The organism is Paraburkholderia sediminicola (genome assembly GCF_046026675.1).
GTDB classification, from domain to species: Bacteria; Pseudomonadota; Gammaproteobacteria; order Burkholderiales; family Burkholderiaceae; genus Paraburkholderia; species Paraburkholderia sediminicola_F.
In genome coordinates, this window is record NZ_JAQQEY010000002.1 from 2,093,660 (window position 1) to 2,111,769 (window position 18,110).

Sequence of the window (18,110 nt, forward strand, 5' to 3'; positions counted from 1 at the left end):
TTTATATATTCAGCGATTCCGCATACTCACATCACATGGATCTCGATCGATGCCCCTCGCTTTCTCTGGCTCCCGAAGCCTGCGACGCCTCTGCGTATGCCTGACGTTGATCGGCGGCGTGCTGTCGACCGACGTGGCATATGCCAACGAAACGGTGTCGATCAGCTACCAGCGTTCCTCGACGCTGTTCATCCTGTTGAAGCGAACGGGCGCCCTCGAGAAGAAGCTCAACGCGCTCGGCTATGACGTGAGCTGGCACGAGTTCTCAACGGGCCTGCTGCAGTCGCTCAACGCCGGCAGCGTCGATCTGCATGCGGATGTGGCGGATGCCTTTGCGCTCTTTACGCAGGCCGCCAATGCACCGCTGACCTACTACGCCGAAGAGACCTCTGCGCCGACCGCCCAGGCGATCATCGTGCCGCCGGATTCGCCGATTCATTCGGTGGCGGACCTGAAGGGCAAACGCGTCGCGGTGTCCAAAGGATCGGGCTGCAACTTCCTGTTGCTGAGCGCGTTGGCAAAAGCGCGTCTGACGATCAACGATATACAGGTGCGCTATCTGGAGGCGCCCGACGCGCTCGCCGCGTTCCGCGGCGGCAACATCGATGCATGGGCCATCTGGGACCCGTTCCTCGCGGCCCAGCAGCGTGAGGCGCATGTTCGCGTGATCGCGGACGGCAGCGGCGGCGTCGCTCAATACAACCGCTTTTACACGGCGACAACCGCCTTCGCGGATAAGCATCCGGATGTGCTGCGCGTCGTATTCGACGAATTGAACACGACGGGCAAGTGGGTCAAGGCGCATCCCCAGGAAGCCGCACAGATTCTCGGCCCGGTGTGGGGCAATATTCCTGGGCCGACTGTCGAGTTGGCCAATAGCCGCCGCAGCTACGACATCGTGCCGGTAAAACGCGATCAATTGGCCGAGCAGCAGCGCATCGCCGACACGTATCGCGCGGCAGGGCTGATTCCCGCCACTTTGAAAGCGACGGATATCCGTATCTGGACGCCCTCGGCGAAGTGATCCGGGGAGCCGCTGCATCCAGCATCAACCCGGATTCCAAGTTCTAAGGCCGCGTGAGCGGCCTTAGAGTTTTTAGCGGACCGGGCGGGCGCCGCGACCTAGGCGGGCACCGACCTGATACTTTCTACAGCTGGGCAATCGCCCCGGAGACTTCCGGATTCCGCGCCACACCGAACCTTTCCTTGTGTGCCGTCCCATTCAGATAGAAATCACCGATAGCGGCTTCACGGATGATTGCCGGATTATGCGACGCCAGCACACGCGCGTTGCGCCAGTAGCGATCGAAGCGACGCGTCTCGCTGGTTGCCGATGCACCGCCCACTTCGAACAACAACGTCGCCGCTTGCAAGGTTTGTTCGATAACAATCTGCTGCGCCTGGAAAGTCTGGATATCGAGGCGCACATAGGTCTGTTCGTCTGTGCGGCCGTCCTGCCGCGCGACCGACACTTCATCGATTGCGCTGGCTAGCGAAGCGCTGATGCTCTGCGTCGAGTAAGCAAGGCTCGCGAGCCGGCCGACTACTCGATGCACCAACGGATTGTCACGCGGGTTCGATTCACCCGGAATGCCGAAAGTCCGCGTTTTACCCTGCGTGAACGCCACCGCATCGCGTAGCGCCGCGCGACTGATACCGGCCAGGTTCGCGACATGAAGCGCCTGATAGTACGCAGTAAGCAGACTGTTACGGCGTGGCTCGGCGGCGTTATACCGGCGGTACAGATTGTCGAGCGAGACCGGCACGTGATCGAAACGTGCCGTACCGCTACCGGTCAGCCGCTGCCCGAAACCATCCCAATCGTCGATGCGGGCGAGGCCCGGCGTATCGGTTTTGACGAGTACGCGGACGTCGCTTTCGCCGTCGTGCGCGGTAACGTCGACCCAGTCAGCGTAGAGCGTGCCCGTGGTGTAGTACTTCTCGCCGTCGAGATGCCACGCGCCGTCGGTTTGGGTGAGACGTACGCTGTTGTTGGTCACGCCGGTGCGTTCCGAAACGGCGCCGCCGATAATCTGACCTTGTGCGATACGCGTGAACCATCGGTCACGCAACGATTCATCGCCGTTTTCCAGCAGCGATTCAATAAACCCACCGTGCACGCGCAGGATTTGCGGAAGGTTCGAGTCTGCTTCGCCGAGACGCGTGACTAACGCAAAGAACGCTTTCAGCGAGATGCCTTCGCCGCCGAAGCGCTTGGGTACGCGCAGTTTGGTGTAGCCGGCTTCGCGAAGCCATTCCACCGGCGCGTAGGCCAGTTCCCGATTCTGTTCGCGTTCCACGGCACCTTCGGCGATGCGGGCGAATACGGGTGCGAAGCGTTGGGTTAGTTCGTCGTCGCCGAACGGGTCTGCTGCGTCTGCGGTGGTGGGATTTGAGGGCGAGTGCGGTTCAGATGTTGGCATGTGTTCTCCATAGCGGGCCGGGCGCCGAGCGCAATCTGAGAACGGTACGGGAGGGGACGGGGGCGAGCAACCAAGTATTTGGTTGATTCTTAGAACGGGTAGTGAAATGGCTTTTTTGCCTGCGCGGCGCTTGTTTGTCTGTGCGCTTAGGGCGTTGGTCTTTCCTTAACCGCACCTCGTCACTGCACCACCACCGCGATTGTGATTAGAACGGCAACCGCAACCGCCTACCGCAACTGTGAATGTGACCGGGACTGTTCGAATCGAGACCGGGACCGGGACGGGTGATTGCAGTACACCGACATATGATTCGAAGTGGGGGTTCCAGGTGAGCGCAGAAGCGCGTCGCCGAGGCGAAGCCGATGGCCTCCGCCGCGGCAAACGAAGCCTCTGGTTTCCCATGCAGACCCGTCCGCGACGCACGCAGTGCGGAGTGGGAGCTGATGAGTCCTTTGTCACTAACGCCGAATGTGCGAGAACACGGATTCCAGATGCACCACTACCCGTTGCAGACCACGGGGCCCACTTAGTATTAGCGGTTTGAGCCGCTTTCTTTTGCCTACTTTTCTTTGCGGCATGCAAAGAAAAGTAGGTGCCGCCCCGCACAGGGGCAACGCTAATAGACCACTAACAATTCAAGGAAAGGCACCAAACCCAGAACAAGGAAAGCCCCAAACCTCAGGCAAACAGAAAATCAACCGCCGAGCAGGCAAAAACTTTACTTCACCCGCCGACGCCCCAACCCCCGCACCGCGAGCAAACACAAAACCATAACCGTAAGCGACAAAACCGTCGTCATCGTCCCAAGTGCATAAATCACAGGCGTCGTCACCGACGTGGTAAGCCCCTGCAATTCGAGCGGCAAGGTATTCTGATCTCCAATCGCCTGCGAGGTACGCGCAATCTCATCCCATGAAAGGGTGAAGCCAAACATCGCCACGCCGACAACCGAAGGTCCGATGATCGGCAAGACAACATGCCGGAAGCTTTGCCATGGGGTGGCGCCAAGATCCCGCGAAGCTTCCTCATAAGCAGGGTTGAAGCGGTTGAACACAGCAAACATCACGAGCAAGCCGAACGGCAGCGTCCACGTCAAATGCGCACCCAGCGCCGACGTGAACAAACCCATCGACGTCGTATAGGTGTCCGCAAACGACTGATACCCCCACGCGGAAGCAAGATACTTCACACCGTTATCGAGCAACCGGAACGTCAACCCGATCCCAAGCGAAACGATAATGGATGGCATGATCAGACTGGCAACCGACACGTAAAAGACGGCCGTGTCGCCGCAAAACCGCCGGCGAAAAGCCAATCCCGCCGCCACTGAGAACAGCACGGTCAACACCGTTACAGCCAGCGCGAGCCGCACTGATCGCCCAAATGCACCCCAGATATCGACGTCGCCGACGCCGTCACGCAGCGCGGCAAACCAGTGCAACGACACGCCGCGCATCGGAAACGTCAGCCCGCCCTCGGGTCCCTGAAACGAAAGAATGAAAATCGTAATGACCGGTCCATACAGGAACAGCACGAACAAGCCGAACAGCAGCGCGAGCCAGTAAAAGCTGGCCGGCCGACGCTCCCGATGTTTGAGGCGAATGGCCTGCATCTTCACAGCTCCTTGCGGATGTCGACTACCCGCGTCAAGCCCCACACGATCATCAACACGACGGCCAGCAGAATGATCGCGTTGGCCGCCGCCGCGGGAAATTGCAGGTAGCCGGTTTGCACCTGGATGATCTTGCCGACCGATGCGATCTGCTGGCCGCCCATTACGCCGACGGTCAGGAAATCGCCCATCACGATCGTGATCACGAAGATCGAGCCGATCACGATGCCGGTCTTCGACAGTGGCAACACCACGTCGCGAATCACTTGCCAGCCGCTCGCGCCGGCATCGCGCGCCGCTTCGAGCAAAGAGCGGTCGATCCGCATCATCGCGTTGAAAATCGGCACGATCATGAAGAACGTGTAGAGGTGCACGAACGCCAGCACGACCGAGAAGTTCGAATACAGCAGCCATTCGAGCGGCTGGTCGATCAGATGCGCGCCCAGCAGTGCCTGATTGACGAGCCCGTTACGGCCGAGCAATGGCATCCACGAGATCATGCGGATCACGTTCGACGTCCAGAAGGGAATCGTGCAGACGAGGAACAGGATTGTCTGCATGCTCGTCGTGCGCACGTGGAACGCGAGAAAGTAAGCGATCGAAAAACCCAGCAGCAAGGTCACGGTCCATACGATCGCGCAGAACTTGAGCGTCGACCAGTACGTTTTTAACGTCACGCAGACGTCCGTCATCGACGAACAGCCGTTGAAAATCGCCGCGTAGTTTTTCAGCGTGAAGGCCGGGATGATCTGGTATTCGTTGAAGTCCCAGAAACTGACGATCAACGTGATGATCAACGGCACGATGAAAAACAGCAAGAACGTGAGCGAAAGCGGTGTCGCCTGCAGCCATGCCGGCGCGCGCCGGTGTTTGACGGGCTCATCCTGCGTGTCAGAGGGAAGGTCGATCGTTGCCATGGGCGGATGTCAGTGGAAGTACTTTTGCGGCATGACCGCGTCATCGAAGAACTGCCGGCATGTCATGCACCGGCAGTCCGGCATGCGATTCAGTCGCTCAAGCCACGCTCAAGTTACATTCAGGCCGCGATGAACTCGTTCCACTTCTGAACCATGTAGATGTTCTCGTCCATCACCGCATTCCAGCAGGCAATCGCCCCCATGCGCTGGTTGTACGAACCACCGTCGCGCACGGTGCCGGCTTTTTCGAGCAACTGGCCATCAGGTGCCTTGATGTCCTGCGCGGCAGCTTTGCCTTCGATCCAGTAGTCCCATTCATAAGGTTGCATGTGCGTTTTCGCCGTCTCGAGCACACCGGAGTAGTAGCCCTGACGCATCAGGTAGGCGCCGGCCCATCCGTCCTGGAACCAGTTGACGAACTCATACGCAGCGTCGAGCTTCTTGCCTTGCAGCGAGCGCGGAAAGCCGAAACCTGACGCCCACGAGCGATAGCCTTCCTTGAGCGGCTGGAACTTGCAGGCGACACCCATGGTGCGCACCTTGGTCACGGCCGGCGACCACATCGACTGGATCACCACCTCGCCCGACGCCATCAGGTTCACGCTTTCGTTGAAGTCCTTCCAGAACGCGCGGAACTGGCCGGCGCGCTTGGCTTCGATCAGGATCTTGATGGTCTGGTCGATTTCGGCCTTGGTCATGTTGCCTTTGTCGCCGTACTTCACGTGGCCCATCGCCTCGATCGCCATTGCCGAATCCATGATGCCGATCGCCGGAATGTTCAACAGTGCCGCCTTGCCCTTGAATTGCGGATTGAGCAGTTCGGCCCAGCTGTCGATTGGGCGCTTGATAAGGTCGGGACGAATGCCGAGCGTGTCCGCGTTGTATGTGGTCGGGATCAATGTCATCCATTCGGTCGGCGTCGCTGAGAACTCGGTGGAACGCGGGCCTGTCAGAAACATCACCTTCTTCGGTGCGGTGCCCTGATCGCCGATTTTCTTGCCGTTCACTTCACCGCGCGTCAGCACCGGCGTGATCTTGTCGGCGAGCTTGATGCGTTTCGCGTCCATGCCCGCGAGCGTACCGGCCGGAATCAGTTTCTTGAGCGCAAAGTATTCGGTGTCGACGATGTCGAACGAGTTGGGTTGGGTGATGATGCGCTTGGCCACGTCGTCAGTCGTCACCGGCACGTATTGAATGTCGATGCCTGTGTCTTCCTTGAATTTCTTCGCGATGTCGGCGCTCTGATTCACCGCCGTGCCGAGGTAGCGCAACGTGATCTTCTCCTGCGCATGCACGTACGGAAAACCGGCAATGCCGGCCGCCGCCACAGCGCCCTTGATGAACGTGCGGCGCGACAGGCCCTTTTCCTTCAGATCGGATGCGGCCGCTGCCGGGCTCTCGTTCGCTTCACTCATTGCCTTCTCCTCAGTTGACGTTCGTTTGATCTGCGCTTGATGTTCGATCAGCGCCTGTTTGTCGTTCAGTTGAAGCCCCGTTCACACTACTCGTTCAGAGGCGTTCTTTGCGCCGCCATGTCGCGCAAGGCAGAACACAATCGCGCACCCGCTCAGGCCGCAAGCGGATGCGCGTCCTGCTCGTTCCACCAGACCACCACACGCGCGTCGGGGCCGAGCCGCGCCGGGTCGTAATCGCCGTCGCTTACGAGCGAAATCAGTTCTGGCGAGCCGTCGAGCGGATCGAGTGTCATGCGTAAATGGGTGCCCTGGTACTCCGCTTCGCGTACTTTGCAGGGCACGCCGCCAATCCGCGTCAGGCCACTCTCACCGGTTGCCGTCTGGACGGGCGTCACGCCGTGCGGCACCACTCGCAGATGATCGGCACGCACGGTAAACGAGCGGCCGTTCGTATTGAATACGTTGTGACCACCGAGAAAACGCGCGACAAATTCAGTACGTGGACGGTTGAAGACTTCGTGCGGTGTGCCACTTTGTTCGATGCGCCCGTGGCTCATCACGACTACGAGATCGGCAAGCGCCATCGCTTCTTCCTGCGAGTGCGTGACGTGCACGAACGTGATACCGAGTTCTTTCTGCCAGCGCTTGAGTTCTGCACGCATCTGCACGCGCAGGAAGGGGTCGAGCGCGGACAGCGGCTCGTCGAGCAATAAACATCCCGGTTGATTCAGCAACGCCCGGGCGAGCGCCACACGTTGCTGCTGGCCGCCCGACAGTTGTGCCGGTTTGCGTTCGGCATACGCGGACATCGCAACCAGCTCCAGCAGCTCGCCGGCACGCTTGCGGCGCACATCCTTCGCGATGCCGCGCATCTTCAGGCTGAACGCGACGTTATCGAGCGCGCTCAGATGCGGGAACAGCGCGTAGTTCTGAAACACCATTGCCGTGCCGCGGGCAGCGGGTTCTTCCCGCGTGACATTGCGTCCCGCGATCAGAATGTCACCCTCGGTGACCGATTCATGCCCGGCGATCATGCGCAGGGTTGACGTCTTGCCGCATCCCGAAGGCCCGAGCAGGCAGCAGTACTGACCGCCGGCGATGCGCAGATCGATGGCGTCGACGGCAAGCGAGTCGCCGTACTGCTTCGACACGTGCACCAGTTCGATATCGGCGGCTGTGGTTTCGAGTACCGTTGAAGCAGGCTGAATCATGGAGTGGATGTCCTCGTGAACGGCGAAGTGCTGACGCACGCTAAACCACACGCGATGCCTCGATGAAGCCATCCAAATGCAAGACATGTGCCATCCGTCGATTCGTGATGGTCGCGGATTGCAAACGCGCCGGTGTGCTTAACGTCGACGAGTTGGCTCACATATTGCAAACGATCCGTAGCGTCGATCGTCAGCGATCAAAGCGTTTCTTTTGCGCAATCGCGGTGCGTCTTCGGTCCGTCCCGGGGCATGATCCGGCCAACTCGGTTCATGCGGGGCGCCACGCGTCGCTTTTCGTCACTCACGGCTTCTTTACATGAACGACACACGGAACATGCCCGCACCAGAGAATCGCGCCCATCAATCGATCGCTACTCATGGCCGCTTTGCGTATCGCCCGATCACGGACAGCGACACGTTTCGCTGGCCAGGCGATAGCGGGCTAGCGGTCTACCTCGGTTTCAACATCGAGCACTTTGCGTTCGGCGAGGGACTCGGCGCCGCGCTTGGCCCGATTTCGCCGCAACCGGATGTGCTGAACCACAGCTGGCGTGAGTACGGCAACCGCGTGGGTGCCTGGCGCTGTATCGAACTGTTCGACCAGTTGGAAATGCCTGCGGGCACGCTCATCAATACAGCGCTCTACGACCATTGCCCGGAGTTGATCGCGGCCTGTGTGGCGCGCGGCGACGAACTGATCGGCCATGGGCACACTAATGCACATCGGCAAAGCGACCTCGACGAAAATGGGGAACGCGAGCTGCTTCTGCATTGCCGCGAACGTATCGCCGAAGCGTCCGGCACGCCGCCGCAGGGCTGGCTTTCACCGTGGATCTCCGAATCGCACCTGACGCCCGACCTGTTGGCCGAGACCGGTTATCGCTATACGCTGAACTGGTGTCACGACGATCGTCCGGTACGCATGGCCACACGCAGCGGGCCGTTATGGTCGATTCCCTATCCACAGGAACTCAACGATCTGCCGATGATGGTAGGTCGCCATATGGACGGCCGCGCGTTTGCCGACATGATCGTCGATCAGTTCGACGAGATGCTCGAACAGGCGAATCGCGGCACGCAGCCGCAGGCGCTCGTGATGGGCATCGCGCTGCATCCTTATCTGGTGGGGCAGCCTTACCGACTGCGGCATCTGCGCCGCGCGCTCGAACACATCGCCGCGGCACGAGCGAAAGGCGATGCGTGGATCACGACGCCGGGCGCAATCGCGCATCACATGGACGAACTGGAGCGGGACGGCGTGCTGCGCCCGGAGGTCGCATGAGCACGAGCACCAACCCGAAAGCCGGCCCGGCCACCGCCAGAAAAACGCCCAAGGAAGAAGCGGACGTCGACGCGCGCATCTATCAGTCGATCTTCGACGGCGTGCTGAACCATCGTTTGACGCCCGGCACGAAGTTGCCGGAGCCCGAGTTGTGCCAACTGTTCGGCGTGGGCCGCGCAGTCGTGCGGCGCGTGCTGGAAAAGCTCGCTTACGACGGCATCGTGGTGCTACGGCCGAATAAGGGCGCCGTGATCGCCGAGCCGACGCCTGAGGAAACGCGCGAGATCTTCGAGGCGAGGCGCTCCGTTGAACGCATGCTGGTCGAGCTGGCCGTACAGCGCGCGAGCGCTCAGGACATCAAGGACTTGCGCGAGCAACTGGCGAGCGAGCACGAAGCGATGCATCGCTTCGACCAGCCATCGTGGGCCACGCTCGCCAGTGGTTTTCATATGCGCATCGCCGCGCTCGCGGGCAACTCGATCCTGCAGAACTATCTGAAGGAACTGGTTTCGCGATGCTCGCTCATTGTCGGCGTGTATGAGCCACCGGGGCATGCGCCGTGCGAACACGCGGAGCATGCGACGATTGTCGATTGCATCGAAGCACGCGATGCAGCAGGTGCAATGGCCCACATGGAAGCGCATCTTCGCGATATCCAGGAGCGGATCGAAACCTCGCGGATGCGCGGCGAGAAAAGCCTCGGCCAGCTACTCGGCATTACTGGCCACGCCAACGCTTCGGCGCGGGCGACTACGTGACGACACGCGACCGCTCTACGCCCGGCCGACTCAAACCCCAAGCGCACGGCCATCGCTGCGCGGATCATGCGCGCCTGACGCTGCGCCGTCCGGCTCGATGCGGATCACGCCTGGATGGCCCGCCAAAGGACTCTGCGCCGGAATAACGCTCACCTCATGCCCACGTGCAGCGAGTTCGGCGAACACGTCGGCGCCGGCGTTTTCTTCGAGCTTCAAGGCATCGCGCGTATCGGAGAAGGTCTTGCCAAGCAGAAAGCGCGGACGGGCGAGGGCAGTGAGCGGGTCCACCCCGTAGTCGATCAGGCGCGTGAGAATCGCGGCCAGCGTTTGTGGCTGACCGTCGGCGCCTTGCGTGCCGAACAGCAGGTGTGGCCGGCCATTCTTCAGATACATGCCGGGGTTGAGTGTGTGGAACGGCCGCTTGCCCGGCTGCACCGCGTTGTGATGTGCGGGGTTCGTGCTGAATGACGCGCCGCGGTTGTGCCACAGAATCCCCGTATCGCCTGCCACTACGCCGCTACCCCAGTCGAAGTAAACCGTTTGCAGAACACTGACGCTGCGGCCTTCGCTATCCGTCGCGCCGATAAACACCGTGTCGCCCGGGCGGAACACATGAGGCCATGCGCGCGCTTCACGCAGATTGATCGAGCGCGCATGCGCATCGAGCGCGGCGGGCGACAGCATGTCGTCGACCGGCACCCAGTTGAACTCGGGATCGGACACGAAACGGTCGCGGTCCACGAACGCGCACTTCACCGCTTCCACCAGCAGGTGATAGTAGTCCGCGCTGCCCTCGGCAATCTGCGCAATATCGAAGCGATCGAGCATGCCCATGATCTGCAGGGTCGTCACACCTTGAGTCGGCGGCCGCATGCTGACCAGTTCGCCGCCACGGTAAGCCACCCGCAATGGCGCCTCATCGCGTGCTTGCGTTCGTGCCAGATCGCTCAATGTCAGCGGCGAGCCGGCCTCGCGCAAACCGCGTGCGATCCGCTCGGCAAGCTCGCCCTCATAGAATTCGCGTGCGCCGAAGCGGGCAATCCGTTCGAGGCTCTTCGCCAGCGCGGGTTGCACGAAGCGTTCGGCGACGGCGGGAATCCGGCCGTGTGGCGCGAAAGTCTCTGCAAAGCCGGGCAGGGCGTGCAATTCGTCCGCCCGCATGCTTTGCCAGAAATGCTGCGAGGGCGTGACCGGGAAGCCATCGGATGCATATTCCAGTGCACGGTCGAACAGCGACGACCACGATTGCGCGCCGCCCCATGCGTCTTTACTGATCTCATACGCCTGACGCCATGTATCGACGGTCGCGGCCGTGGTGAGTGCCGAGGCTGCGCCGCGCAATGGAATGGCGCCTGTGAACGCGGGCAGTTGCTGCGCGGCCTGGCCGATGCCCGACACCGTGCGCAACATCCCGTGCCGGTCGCCGATCACCCAGAATGCGTCGCCGCCGAGTCCGGTGAAATGCGGATACGTCACGCACAGCGCCGCGCCGATGGCGATGGCAGCCTCGATCGCGTTGCCGCCCGCACGCAGTATGTCGAGGCCCGCGGCGCTGGCAACGGCGTGCGGGCTGGTGACCATGCCGCGGTTGCTGCTGGCGAGTTTCAGATTGTGCATCAATGCCCCGCTACCGAAGGTTCGCCAAGGTGTGCTGCGAGTATAGATTGCGCGCGAGGGCAAGCAACGCGCGATCGCTGCCGCGCGCGCCGATGAGCGACAGCGCAAGCGGACGATCTATTTCGTCAGTAAAGGGCAGCGTGATTTGCGGCAGGCCGCCAATCGCGGCGATCGAGTTCATCGTGAGCGCATCTTCATAGAAGCTGCCGATCGCGGCGTCCGGCGCGTCTTTCGCCAACAGCGCAACGGGCGTGGTCGGCATGAGCAGCACGGCATCGGGTTCGAACATCGCATCGAGCACGCTGCGTAGTTCGCGCTGCGTGGCGCGCCGTTGCGTGGCCTGGTTTCGATCGAGCGTCTCCAGCCGCGCAAAGCGGGCTGCAATGGATGGACCGAAACGCGGCCGCGCCGAACGGATCCAGTCGCCGAGCGAGGCGTCGATTTCAAGGTCCTGCACCGCCTGATAACACGCAAGCCAGCGCGCCTCGTCCCCGGCGAACAGATCGAGCGACGTGTCCGCGCCTAACGATTCAGCTAGCGCGTCAAGCCGTAAAGCATCGTCAGGCTCGTTGCGCGCACGAGCAGCGAACGCCTCGGCGACACGAACCAGGCGCACCGGCTGCCCGGACGAGGAAGCTGCAGAGGGCGCTTGCGGCAGCAGTACGTCGCCCACCGCTGCAAGCACATCGATCGACCGCGCGAACCAGCCGATTGTGTCGAAGCACGGCGCAAACGGCAACACACCCTCAAGCGAAATCGCATCGTGACTCGGCCGCATACCCCACAATCCGCAGAACGCCGCGGGAACGCGCACCGAGCCGCCGGTATCGGTGCCTAACGCAAAGTCCACCTCACCGCCGGCCACTGCCGACGCAGAGCCGCCCGACGATCCACCCGGCAACGCATGCGGCCAACGCGGATTGAGCGGCGTGCCGTCATGATGGTTCGCGCCTTCGAGGCTATAGGCGAGTTCGTCGGTAATCGTCTTGCCGTCGAGCGTCGCGCCGGCAGCCAGCAGCGCGCCGACACAGGGCGCGTGACGGCGCGCTGCCACATGGCTCTCCCGCCAGTCAGGATTGCCGCCGCCGGTCGTCACACCAGCGACGTCGATCAGATCCTTCACCGCAAAGCGCAGGCCGTCGAGTGGCCCGCTCGCCGTCGCAGCTACCCGTACGCGTGGGCCGGAGATAAACGCACTCATGCGGCATCCGCCAACGCATCGACGATGCGCGCCGAATCCGTGACGAAGCCAAAGCACTTCTTCACGTTCCAGACGGCCGCCTCCGTGCAGAACGCCGGCGACGACGTCGCGCAGCAGTCTTCCACCAGCACGCAGCCGTAACCGAGAAAGTTGGCGTCGGTCAGCGAATGCAGCACGCACTGATCGGTGTTCACGCCCGCGAACATCACCGTGCGAATGCCGAGGTTGCGCAGGATGCTGTCGAGCGGCGTGTCCCAGAAGCCGCTGATGCGGTACTTGTCCACGCAGATGTCCTCGGGCAGCGGCTTGAGTTCGTCGACCACGGCGGCTGCCCACGAATCCTTTTCAAGCACATGCGAGCCGTTGCTCGCGAGCGGTTCGCCGAGGCCGGTCCCAGTTCCGGTTGGTTTATATAGATGCAATTGGTTCGGCGGCATGTTGGCGAGGTCGGGCCGGTTTCCCCAATTGACCCAGATAACCGGCACGCCGCGGTGACGCAGAGCCGGCAGCAGGCGCTGCAATGGTGCAATCGGTGCGCGGTCGACCTCGAAATCGCCCCCAATCTGGGCAACCCATCCTCCGTTGGTGCAGAAATCATTCTGCATGTCGATGACGACGATCGCCGTGCTGCGCAGGTCGATGCGCACGTCTTGCGGTTCGCACGACAGCGTCGCGACGACCGGCGCGGGCGGGGGCAACGACATGTCGACCAGTTTCTCGCTGGCACTCCAGCGATAGCGGCCATCGCGGCCCAACTGGCCGGAAACGCTTGTGCCATATGCGTCGTGTTGTTTCATCGGAGGTTCTCCATCGCGTCTGAATCGCCATAAAAAGTGGGTTGCCCGGACCTTGCCGCACGATGCGTTTGCAGCGCGCAGCCCGCTGTTTCGAGCAGATCGGAACGAAGCCCGGCGTCTGTCAAAAGCACGGCATGGCATCGAAGTTGCATATATTTCGTTCATGAATAACCTACTTACCCAAATCAAACGCAAGAGGAATGCCAGAATGTCGATCGCCAAGTTCAAAACCCTCGCCACCTGCGTCGTGGCGCTCGCCGTATCCACCAGCGCGGTTCATGCCGTCGCTGCCGATCCGTTGCGGGTCGGTGTGCTGATTCCCGGTTCGAAATCAGACAAGGGCTGGATGGAATCCGGCTATGACGGGCTCGTTGCCGCGCAGAATGAACTGGGTCCGAAGCTCAAGACGCAGATGATCGAAAACATCAACTACGCCGACATGGAACAGGCGCTGACCAACCTCGCGTCGAAGAACCAGTTGGTGATCGGTGTAGGTGGGCAGACCCAGGCGTCCGTGCTGAAGATCGCCAGGCGCTTTCCCAATGTGAAGTTCGCGATCGTCGGCGGTAACAAGGGGCAGGACATGCCGCCAAATGTGGCGGGCTACGACGTCAAGCAGGCGGAGATCGCTTACGTCGCCGGCGCGGCTGCGGCGATGCTGTCGAAGAACGGCGCGGTCAGCTACGTGGGCGGCATGGAGATTCCGTCAATCGTCAACGCCGGCAAGGAGTTCGGCAACGGTGCGCGCTCGATCAATCCGAAGATCAAGTATTTCGAGAGCTACACGGGCGATTTCGACAATGTCTCGAAGGCGAAGGAAGCCACGCTGGCGGCCATCTCCCAGGGCGCGGACGTCCACTATCACATTCTCAATCTCGGCTTGCGCGGTATGGAGCAGGCGGCCAACGAAAAGCATACGCATGTGATCGGCAGCTATACCGACCGTTGCGGCACGGACCCGCTGTATATCGCGTATTCGATTACCGGCGTCGGCTATCAGGTGCAGTACGCAATCGACCAGATGGCGGCTGGCACGTGGCAGCCGGGCTATAAGGCGTTCGGCCTGGCAATGGGGCCGAAGGCGTCGGGCATGGTTGTCTGCAAGCCGACGCCGGAGATGTCGACGAAAATCAGGCAGATCGAGCAGGACATCGAGAGCGGCAAGATCAAGGTCTCGGAAGGCTGATATGGACGCCACTCCAGCTTCTGCCGCTTCCGCAACGGCGTTTGCCGGCGTGGACGCCGCCTCCCACGCAAGTCACGACGCGCCGCGCACCGCGGTTCTGCGCATGGACGGCATCGGCAAGCGCTTCGGCCCGTTTCAGGCGTTGAGCGACGTGTCGCTCGAACTCTTCGTGGGCGAAGTGCATTGCCTGCTGGGCGAGAACGGCGCCGGCAAATCGACGCTGTGCAACGTGGTGTTCGGCGTGCATCAGCCCGACGCGGGATCAATGTGGCTGGATGGCGAGCCGTATCGGCCCCACAGTCCGCGCGACGCCCTTGCGCACGGCATCGCGATGGTGCATCAGCATTTCAGTCTCGTCGAAGACGTGAGCGTGCTCGACAACCTGCTGCTCGGCCAGGTACGCGGCTGGCTAGATCGCAAGCGCGAGGCGCAACGGGTGCGCGCGCTGGTGGCTGATCTGGGTCTCGCGCTTGAGCCGCATGCGCGTGTCGCTGATCTGTCGGTCGGCGAAAAACAGCGCGTCGAGATCGTCAAGTGTCTGATCCGTGAGCCTCGGCTTCTGGTGCTGGATGAGCCGACCGCCGTGCTGCTGCCGGCCGAAATCGATGCATTGCTCGACACCTGTGCGCGGGTTGTCGCGCGCGGTTGCGCGGTCGTACTGGTGACGCACAAGCTGGCGGAGATCCGCCGGATCGCCAGCCGCGCGACGGTGCTGCAAAGCGGCCGCGTGGTCGCCCGTTCGAGCACGCCGTCAGCAGATGTCGATATGCTGGTGCGGGCCATGATTCAACGGCCGGGCAATGAGGATCACAGGGCGGAGCACAGCGCGAAGCCCGCGCCGCTGAAACCCCGCAGCGCGTCCCCTTATGGCAGGCCACTCGCCGATGAAGTCTTGCAGATCGACGGCCTTACGGTGCGCGATGCCGACGGTGTCACGCGTCTCGAAAACTGCACGCTGGTGGTCAACCGCGGCGAGATCGTCGGCATCGCGGGCGTGGAGGGCAACGGTCAGAGCGAACTCGGTGCGGTGCTCGCCGGCCTGCAGCGAGCGAGTGCCGGGCGCTTTTTCGTGCAGGGCAAGGATTGCACGCAGGCCGCGCCGCAGACGTTGACGAAGGCGGGTGTCGGCGTGGTGCCGGAAGACCGGCACGCGGTCGGCTGTGTGCCCGACATGAGCCTGACCGAAAATCTCTTTCTCAACCGCCTCGACGACTTCGCGCGGCACGGCTTCATGCGCCGTCGTGCGATGCGGCGCGACGCCCGCGCGCTGATGCAGCGTTTCGATGTGCGTGCCGCGAGTCCCGACGTCGCGTTTCGCGGCCTATCCGGCGGCAACCAGCAAAAAGCAGTGCTGGCGCGCGAGATCACGCTTGAGGGCCTCGCCGTGCTGGTCGCGGCGCAGCCTACGCGAGGTCTCGACGTCGGCGCTGTCGCGGCGGTGTATGAGCACATTCGCGCCGCCCGCGACCAGGGCGTTGGCGTATTGCTGATCTCGTCCGAACTCGACGAATTGATGGCTGTGGCCGACCGCGTCCTCGTCATGTATCGCGGCCGCATCATGGGCACCTGTATGCCGGATGCGTCGCAACTCAATCTTCAACGCGAGCGCATTGGCGCATGGATGGCAGGCCAGACAGCATGACTCCCACGACCTCATTGACTTCTTTGTCCCTCGCCTCATGGCGCGGTTCGCGGCGCGTGCGAACCGCGGCTGTGCTGGGAGGCGCCGCGCTCTTCGCGGTTGCAGCGGCGCTGGCGCTGATTGCAATCGTTCATGTGCCGATCGGCGATGCGCTCGCCGCCTTCGCCGACGGTGCGTGGGGCTCGCCTTACGCGATCGGCGCATCGATCAATCGCAGCCTCGTGTTCGCGCTGGTCGGCAGCGGCTTCGTGCTGGCGAACCGCGCGCAGCTGACTAACGTCGGCGGTGAAGGGCAGATCGCGATGGGCGGCATCGCCGCCACCGCTGTCAGCCTCTATGGCCACGTCGCGCACTTGCCGTTCGGTCTGTCGTTCATCATGCCGATGCTGGCGGCCGCGCTGGCCGGCGCGGCATGGGGCGCGATTCCCGGCTGGCTGAAAGCGCGCGCCGGTACCAACGAGGTGATCAGCACCTTGCTGCTGACGTTCATCGCGGTGTGGTTCCTCTACTGGTGCGTGCAATCCGAAACGCTGCTGCGCCAGCCGATGACCAACGCTGCCACGCTGCCCGAGTCGCTGGATATTCCCGATTCGACCAAGCTTGCGCTGCTGTCGAGTGCAAGCTCCACGGGGCTGCATATCGGTTTGCCGATCACGCTCGTGTTGTGCATCGTGGTGGCGCTGGTGCTGGTGTATAGCCGCTTCGGCATGTATCTGCGCGCAGTCGGCCTGAACGCGCTGGCGGCGCGCCGCGCCGGCATGCCGATCACGTCGACAATCGTCGGCGCGCTGGCATTGGCCGGTGCGCTCGGCGGTCTCGCCGGGGCATTGATGCTGCAAGGCGATCAATATTCGCTGAAAGCCGGCTTTTCGTCGGGTTACGGCTTTGACGGTCTCGTGGTCGGTTTGCTCGCGCGCGGCTCGATAACAGGCGTGTGCGCGGCGGCGTTGCTGTTCGGCTTTCTGCGCTCGGGCGGCATCAATATGGAAATGGTCGCATCCGTGCCGTCGGCGCTGGTGCTGGTGGTGCAGGGCGTCGTGATCGTCGCGCTGGCCGGCGGATCGCTGTGGCTCGAACCGAAAGGAGCACGTTGATGAACGCGGAATTCGTAGCGGTTTTCGTCGGCTCCTCGATCCGATTTGCTGTCCCGCTGATGCTGGCTTCGACCGGTGAACTGATCAGCGAACGGGCCGGCGTGCTCAACATGAGCGTGGAGGGCATGATGCTGTCGGGCGCATTTCTCGGCGCGGCGGGCGCATGGGCGACCGGCAATGCGGCGCTGGGTCTCGCGATCGGCATGCTCGGCGTGCTGCCGATCGCTTTGCTGCAAGCGTTCCTGAGCGTGACGTTGCGCGCCAATCAGATCGTTACCGGTATCGGCATCAATATCCTGGCGCTTGGCGCGACGACGCTCGCTTATCGCGAACTGTTCGGCGAACGTTCGAGCGCGGTGATTCCTGGCCTCGCGCGCTGGTCGCCACCCGGTTTGGGTGCGATTCCGGTCATCGGCGAGCCCGTGTTCCATCAGGTATGGCTCGTCTATCTCGGCCTCGCGATTTTGCTGGCAACCTCGCTCGTGATGCGGCGGACCGCGCTCGGTGTGGCGCTGCACGCGGTGGGCGCCGCGCCGAGGTCGGTCGATCAGTCGGGGCTCTCGGTGACGCGGCTGCGTTATGGCGCAGTGCTGTTTTCAGGCGCCATGTCGGGCGCTGCGGGTTGTTTCATTTCGATCGGCGACATTCACACCTTCACCGAAGGGATGACCGGCGGCGCCGGTTACCTCGCGATTGCGGCGATCATCTTCGGTAACTGGAAGATCGGCCGCACAGTCGGCGCGTGTTTGCTGTTCGGCGCCGCGAGCGCGTTGCAGTTTCAGTTGCCCTTGATCGGTGTGCATGTGCCGACCGCGCTGCTGGTGATGCTGCCTTATCTGCTCGCGCTGATCGCGGTGGCGGGGCTGATTGGCCGGCAAACCGCGCCGCTTGCGCTGACCCAGCCGTTCCGGCGCTGAGGCCGCGCTTACAATCCTGTGAAGTCACGCAACCCCTG

15 protein-coding genes are annotated in these 18,110 nt (G+C 62.4%); 7 read left to right on the plus strand and 8 right to left on the minus strand.

Annotated elements, in window-relative coordinates; all coding sequences use genetic code 11:
• Nucleotides 1-49: 49 nt before the first annotated feature.
• Nucleotides 50-1,024, plus strand: coding sequence for an aliphatic sulfonate ABC transporter substrate-binding protein (locus PQQ86_RS29040; RefSeq protein WP_408274852.1), 975 nt, complete (start codon nucleotides 50-52; stop codon nucleotides 1,022-1,024).
• A 124-nt stretch (nucleotides 1,025-1,148) separates the two neighbouring features.
• Here the strand turns inward: PQQ86_RS29040 and PQQ86_RS29045 are convergent, their stop codons facing one another.
• The 5 genes from PQQ86_RS29045 to PQQ86_RS29065 all read right to left on the minus strand — a co-directional run bounded on the left by PQQ86_RS29045 (nucleotide 1,149) and on the right by PQQ86_RS29065 (nucleotide 7,578).
• The gene (locus PQQ86_RS29045; RefSeq protein ID WP_408274854.1) at nucleotides 1,149-2,423 is read right to left on the minus strand and encodes an acyl-CoA dehydrogenase family protein; all 1,275 of its coding nucleotides are present in this window, start codon (nucleotides 2,421-2,423) and stop codon (nucleotides 1,149-1,151) included.
• 718 nt (nucleotides 2,424-3,141) lie between these two features.
• Complete coding sequence (locus PQQ86_RS29050) at nucleotides 3,142-4,035, minus strand: ABC transporter permease (protein WP_408274857.1); 894 nt, start codon at nucleotides 4,033-4,035, stop codon at nucleotides 3,142-3,144.
• A 2-nt stretch (nucleotides 4,036-4,037) separates the two neighbouring features.
• Nucleotides 4,038-4,952, minus strand: coding sequence for an ABC transporter permease (locus PQQ86_RS29055; protein WP_408274860.1), 915 nt, complete (start codon nucleotides 4,950-4,952; stop codon nucleotides 4,038-4,040).
• 119 nt (nucleotides 4,953-5,071) lie between these two features.
• Nucleotides 5,072-6,367 (minus strand): ABC transporter substrate-binding protein, encoded by a 1,296-nt coding sequence (locus tag PQQ86_RS29060; RefSeq protein WP_054042307.1) that lies wholly within the window; start codon nucleotides 6,365-6,367, stop codon nucleotides 5,072-5,074.
• Between the two features lie 152 nt (nucleotides 6,368-6,519).
• On the minus strand, nucleotides 6,520-7,578 hold the full coding sequence (locus PQQ86_RS29065) for an ABC transporter ATP-binding protein (protein ID WP_408274864.1): 1,059 nt from the start codon (nucleotides 7,576-7,578) through the stop codon (nucleotides 6,520-6,522).
• Nucleotides 7,579-7,894: 316 nt separating this feature from the next.
• Between PQQ86_RS29065 and PQQ86_RS29070 the strand changes: the two genes are divergently transcribed.
• Complete coding sequence (locus tag PQQ86_RS29070) at nucleotides 7,895-8,860, plus strand: polysaccharide deacetylase family protein (protein ID WP_408274866.1); 966 nt, start codon at nucleotides 7,895-7,897, stop codon at nucleotides 8,858-8,860.
• Nucleotides 8,857-9,618, plus strand: coding sequence for a GntR family transcriptional regulator (locus PQQ86_RS29075; protein ID WP_408274868.1), 762 nt, complete (start codon nucleotides 8,857-8,859; stop codon nucleotides 9,616-9,618). The genes PQQ86_RS29070 and PQQ86_RS29075 overlap by 4 nt, the downstream gene beginning before the upstream one ends.
• A 30-nt stretch (nucleotides 9,619-9,648) precedes the next feature.
• On the opposite strand, the gene PQQ86_RS29080 is transcribed toward PQQ86_RS29075, so the two are convergent.
• From PQQ86_RS29080 to PQQ86_RS29090, 3 genes are read right to left on the minus strand one after another with little or no spacing between them, the layout of a single operon-like run.
• Nucleotides 9,649-11,235, minus strand: coding sequence for a gamma-glutamyltransferase family protein (locus PQQ86_RS29080; RefSeq protein ID WP_408274871.1), 1,587 nt, complete (start codon nucleotides 11,233-11,235; stop codon nucleotides 9,649-9,651).
• Nucleotides 11,236-11,245: 10 nt separating this feature from the next.
• The gene (locus PQQ86_RS29085; RefSeq protein ID WP_408274874.1) at nucleotides 11,246-12,436 is read right to left on the minus strand and encodes an amidase; all 1,191 of its coding nucleotides are present in this window, start codon (nucleotides 12,434-12,436) and stop codon (nucleotides 11,246-11,248) included.
• The gene (locus PQQ86_RS29090) at nucleotides 12,433-13,233 is read right to left on the minus strand and encodes a cysteine hydrolase family protein (RefSeq protein WP_408274877.1); all 801 of its coding nucleotides are present in this window, start codon (nucleotides 13,231-13,233) and stop codon (nucleotides 12,433-12,435) included. Before PQQ86_RS29090 ends, PQQ86_RS29085 begins: the two co-directional genes overlap by 4 nt.
• A 208-nt stretch (nucleotides 13,234-13,441) precedes the next feature.
• Here PQQ86_RS29090 and PQQ86_RS29095 point away from each other — a divergent pair, with 208 nt between their 5' ends.
• Genes PQQ86_RS29095 through PQQ86_RS29110 form a run of 4 tightly spaced genes read left to right on the plus strand, consistent with a single transcriptional unit; the run spans nucleotide 13,442 to nucleotide 18,072 of the window.
• Nucleotides 13,442-14,419: a BMP family protein gene (locus PQQ86_RS29095; protein WP_408274880.1), complete on the plus strand. Its 978-nt coding sequence runs from the start codon at nucleotides 13,442-13,444 to the stop codon at nucleotides 14,417-14,419.
• A 1-nt stretch (nucleotide 14,420) separates the two neighbouring features.
• A complete protein-coding gene (locus tag PQQ86_RS29100) occupies nucleotides 14,421-16,061 on the plus strand; it encodes an ABC transporter ATP-binding protein (RefSeq protein ID WP_408274883.1) in 1,641 nt (546 codons plus the stop codon).
• Nucleotides 16,058-17,155: an ABC transporter permease gene (locus PQQ86_RS29105; RefSeq protein ID WP_408274885.1), complete on the plus strand. Its 1,098-nt coding sequence runs from the start codon at nucleotides 16,058-16,060 to the stop codon at nucleotides 17,153-17,155. Before PQQ86_RS29100 ends, PQQ86_RS29105 begins: the two co-directional genes overlap by 4 nt.
• On the plus strand, nucleotides 17,155-18,072 hold the full coding sequence (locus PQQ86_RS29110; RefSeq protein ID WP_408274888.1) for an ABC transporter permease: 918 nt from the start codon (nucleotides 17,155-17,157) through the stop codon (nucleotides 18,070-18,072). Before PQQ86_RS29105 ends, PQQ86_RS29110 begins: the two co-directional genes overlap by 1 nt.
• Nucleotides 18,073-18,110: the final 38 nt, after the last annotated feature.

Bases quoted from the DNA above. Each gene is read 5' to 3' on its own strand.
- PQQ86_RS29040 (WP_408274852.1), top strand. From the start codon at position 50: ATGCCCCTCGCTTTCTCTGGCTCCCGAAGCCTGCGACGCCTCTGCGTA.
- PQQ86_RS29045 (WP_408274854.1), bottom strand. From the start codon at position 2,423: ATGCCAACATCTGAACCGCACTCGCCCTCAAATCCCACCACCGCAGAC.
- PQQ86_RS29050 (WP_408274857.1), bottom strand. From the start codon at position 4,035: ATGCAGGCCATTCGCCTCAAACATCGGGAGCGTCGGCCGGCCAGCTTT.
- PQQ86_RS29055 (WP_408274860.1), bottom strand. From the start codon at position 4,952: ATGGCAACGATCGACCTTCCCTCTGACACGCAGGATGAGCCCGTCAAA.
- PQQ86_RS29060 (WP_054042307.1), bottom strand. From the start codon at position 6,367: ATGAGTGAAGCGAACGAGAGCCCGGCAGCGGCCGCATCCGATCTGAAG.
- PQQ86_RS29065 (WP_408274864.1), bottom strand. From the start codon at position 7,578: ATGATTCAGCCTGCTTCAACGGTACTCGAAACCACAGCCGCCGATATC.
- PQQ86_RS29070 (WP_408274866.1), top strand. From the start codon at position 7,895: ATGAACGACACACGGAACATGCCCGCACCAGAGAATCGCGCCCATCAA.
- PQQ86_RS29075 (WP_408274868.1), top strand. From the start codon at position 8,857: ATGAGCACGAGCACCAACCCGAAAGCCGGCCCGGCCACCGCCAGAAAA.
- PQQ86_RS29080 (WP_408274871.1), bottom strand. From the start codon at position 11,235: ATGCACAATCTGAAACTCGCCAGCAGCAACCGCGGCATGGTCACCAGC.
- PQQ86_RS29085 (WP_408274874.1), bottom strand. From the start codon at position 12,436: ATGAGTGCGTTTATCTCCGGCCCACGCGTACGGGTAGCTGCGACGGCG.
- PQQ86_RS29090 (WP_408274877.1), bottom strand. From the start codon at position 13,233: ATGAAACAACACGACGCATATGGCACAAGCGTTTCCGGCCAGTTGGGC.
- PQQ86_RS29095 (WP_408274880.1), top strand. From the start codon at position 13,442: ATGTCGATCGCCAAGTTCAAAACCCTCGCCACCTGCGTCGTGGCGCTC.
- PQQ86_RS29100 (WP_408274883.1), top strand. From the start codon at position 14,421: ATGGACGCCACTCCAGCTTCTGCCGCTTCCGCAACGGCGTTTGCCGGC.
- PQQ86_RS29105 (WP_408274885.1), top strand. From the start codon at position 16,058: ATGACTCCCACGACCTCATTGACTTCTTTGTCCCTCGCCTCATGGCGC.
- PQQ86_RS29110 (WP_408274888.1), top strand. From the start codon at position 17,155: ATGAACGCGGAATTCGTAGCGGTTTTCGTCGGCTCCTCGATCCGATTT.